Origin of the sequence: Terriglobus sp. YAF25 (assembly GCF_052113305.1) — a bacterium.
In the GTDB taxonomy this organism is placed as follows: domain Bacteria; phylum Acidobacteriota; class Terriglobia; order Terriglobales; family Acidobacteriaceae; genus Terriglobus.
Genome location: NZ_JBFRCY010000481.1, coordinates 1 through 3615 on the forward strand (window position 1 = coordinate 1; position 3615 = coordinate 3615).

Genomic DNA, 3615 nt, shown 5'->3' on the forward strand with positions numbered 1-3615 from the left:
GTTCGCGCGTAGCGCGAATACCCAGGTCCCCCAGGGACCCGGGGCACCCGGTGCATGGGCAAGCCCGCATTTTCCAGGGCGAAGAACAGGCGTATTTCCACTGCTCTGGACGATGGTTTGAAATGCGCAAAAGTACCAATAAAATCAACCACTTTCGCGCACTCGCCAGCCTGTCAAAACCACCCATAAAACGGTATACTTAAATCATCCACATGGCAGACGATCAGAACAATCTCCCGCTCAACTCAGGCAACAGCGGCGACGGCAACTCCCCCGCCGGCACTTCTATCATCCCGATCAATATCGAAGATGAGATGCGTCGCAGTTATCTCGACTACTCCATGTCGGTGATCATCGGTCGTGCGTTGCCCGATGTTCGCGACGGGCTGAAGCCTGTCCATCGCCGCATTCTCTACACCATGTCGGAGATGGGGCTGACGGCCAACAAGAAGTACACCAAGTCGGCCAAGATCGTCGGCCAGGCCATGGGCCAGTACCATCCGCACGGCGACTCCGCCATCTATGACTCGTTGGTGCGTCTGGCGCAGCCTTTCAGCATGCGTTATCCCATGGTCGATGGCCAGGGTAACTTCGGTTCGGTCGACGGCGATCCGCCGGCCGCTATGCGTTACACCGAGTCGCGTATGACGAAGATCGCCGGCGAGATGCTGGCCGATATCGACATGGACACCGTCGATTTCACACCGAACTACGACGAATCGGTGCTGGAACCTACGGTGCTGCCGACGCGCGTGCCGAACCTCATCATCAACGGGGCGGAAGGTATTGCGGTAGGCATGGCCACCAAGATTCCGCCGCACAACCTCACCGAGGTGGTGAATGCGGCCATCGATATGGTCAACAACCCCAACATTGGGGTGAAAGAAGTGCTGCGCCATGTGCAGGGACCGGACTTCCCCACCGGCGGCATCCTCTACGGCAAGAGCGGCATCGAGAAGGCCTACTCCACCGGTCGTGGACGTTTCCTGGTCCGCGCCAAGGTCGCGACGGAGGCCATCTCCGGCGGACGCCAGTCCATCGTTGTCACCGAGCTTCCCTTCCAGGTCAACAAGTCCAACCTCATCAAGCGCATCGCCGAGCTGGTCAACGACAAGGTCATCGACGAGATCTCCGGCGTGGACGACTTCTCTGACCGCGAGGGCATGCGCATCGTCATCGAACTGAAGCGTGGAGCGCAGCCTGAGATCGTGCTGAACCAGCTCTTCAAGCACACGCAGATGCAGGAGAGCTTCTCCATGATCTTCCTGGCCGTGCACAACGGCCAGCCGCGCGAGCTTCCGCTGCCCGACGCGATTCGCGCCTTCATCGATCACCGTATCGATGTGGTGCGCCGCCGCACCGCCTTCCTGCTGGGCAAGGCGCGCGACCGCGAGCACATCCTGCTCGGCTACCAGATCGCGCTCGACCACCTGGACCAGGTCATCCGCACCATCCGAAACAGCTCCAGCCGCGCCGATGCCCGCGAGAATCTGTTCCGCTACTTCTCCGGCCGCGCCATCTCGCTTAACGGGACTGAGGTTGCCGGTATTACGCTGGACCCGGCGAAGTACGGCATTACGGCCGAGACGCTGCCGGCGAACGGCAGCCTGATCCTCAGCTACCGCCAGATCGACGCCATCCTCGACCTGCAGCTCTACCGCTTGACCCAGCTTTCCATCGACGAGCTGCTGAAGGAACTGGGTGAGGTTCGCGACAACATCGCCGAGTACGAGTCGATCCTGGCTTCGGATAAGAAGCTGCGCAGGCTCATCGTCAAGGAGCTCGAGGAGGTCCGCGACAAGTACGGCAACGAGCGCCGCACCCAGATCGTCGATGAGGGCGCTGAGCTTACGCTCGAAGACCTTATCGCCGACGAGCAGGTTGCGGTCACGGTCTCGAACACCGGCTACCTGAAGCGCACGCCGATCTCTACCTATCGTCAGCAGCGCCGCGGCGGCACCGGCCGTCTGGGCATGAAGACGCGTGAGGAGGACTTCGTCGCGCAGTTGATCGTCGAGTCCACGCACTCGTATCTACTCTGCTTCACCAATACCGGCCGTGTCTTCTGGGTGAAGATCTACGAGATTCCCGACGTCGGCGCCACCGGCAAGGGCAAGCATATCGCCAACCTGCTGGCGCTGCAGCCGGGCGAGAAGGTCGTGACCTACCTCGGCATCCGCGACCTGACTGAAGAGGGCAAGTTCATCTTCTTCGCGACGCAGCAGGGTACGGTCAAGAAGACTCCGCTGACTGACTTCTCCAACGTCATGACCCGCGGCATCATTGCCATGGGCATCGGTAAGGACGACGAGCTGGTCGGCACCCGCGTCACTGACGGCAACCAGGTCATCTTCCTCGCTACTCGCGAGGGCATGGCGATCCGCTTCCCGGAGTCCGACGTCCGCAGCATGGGCCGCCCGGCCGCTGGTGTGAAGGGCATCACGCTGAAGAAGGACGACTACGTTATCGCTCTGGCGACCACGCCAAGCGAGGAGTCACGCCAGAAGCGCGCGGCGGAAGGCGTCGCCATTACCCCCTGCTTGATCCTCTCGGTCTCGGAGAACGGCTTCGGCAAGCGTACCGATGCCGAGGAGTACCGCCTGCAGACCCGCGGCGGCTCGGGCGTCATCAACATGAAGGCGACGGCCAAGACCGGCAAGGTCTCCTCCATCAACCTGGTCGACGAGACCAGCGAACTGATGGCGATCAGCCAGTTCGGCAAGATGATCCGTATCGACACCAAGACCATCCGCGCCGCCGGCCGCAGCACCCAGGGTGTGAAACTCCTCAGCCTGGATGAAGCGGACAAGGTCGCGGCAGCCGTGGTGATTCCGCCGGATGAGTCAAACCATAAGGAACCGGAGCAGGGATTGTTGCAGTAAGGAAAATATAGGTTCTTGAAAGCGTGGGATTTTGTCCCACGCTTTTTATTTGCTTTCAATTAAAACGGCGACAAGCGCGGGAGTTTGAGGTAGCCTTTCGCTACTCAAGGAGTAGAGATGAGCGCCTCCATTTTCGTGCGCAGAGTTCTTGCGCCAATTCTGCTTTTTAGTCTATCTTTCCTCGCCTTTGCTGCCGTAGAACCGCATGCGTTACCGGATACGGGTGGATACATAAAAGATAACGGCAATTCAAGAGTCATCGTCTTTGTTCATGGCTTGTTCAGTAGCCCAGAGGCATGGCGCTGTGATGGTGATCACTATTGGCCTGAGATGATTGCGAATGATATTGATCCAGCATTCGAAGGGACCGATATTTATGTGGCGTCCTACCCAACGCCGCACAAGGGTGGAAGGATGTCAGTTGAAGACCTTGTCACCTTGATTGCAAATAGGCTGAAGAATGATGGAATATTCTCACGCCACCGTGAAGTGATTTTTGTTGCGCATAGTTTGGGCGGGATTCTTACTCAGCAAGTTTTGCTTACATATCGCGATGACGAGCTTTATAAAAAAGTCCGATTTTTGTATCTCTTCGGAACGCCATTGGAAGGCTCGAAAACGGCTAACATCTACAAATTCTTCACTCGAGATCCACTACTCGACCAACTTGCAGTAGGAAATTTCTTGCTGCAAGATATGGATAGTAAATGGATGCACTCGGGAATGTCTAATG

Annotated in this window: 2 protein-coding genes; both read left to right on the forward strand. The window is 58.1% G+C overall.

Translation table 11 applies throughout. The features are described from left to right. Positions 1–212: 212 nt before the first annotated feature. On the forward strand, positions 213–2882 hold the full coding sequence (gyrA, locus tag AB4043_RS18380) for a DNA gyrase subunit A (protein ID WP_442303365.1): 2670 nt from the start codon (positions 213–215) through the stop codon (positions 2880–2882). A 117-nt stretch (positions 2883–2999) separates the two neighbouring features. Next, positions 3000–3615: esterase/lipase family protein (locus tag AB4043_RS18385; RefSeq protein WP_442307730.1), on the forward strand; the 616-nt coding region annotated here is incomplete at its 3' end.

What these genes read in the sequence shown, in the direction of transcription:
- gyrA (WP_442303365.1), top strand. Translation starts at nt 213, where the DNA reads ATGGCAGACGATCAGAACAATCTCCCGCTCAACTCAGGCAACAGCGGC.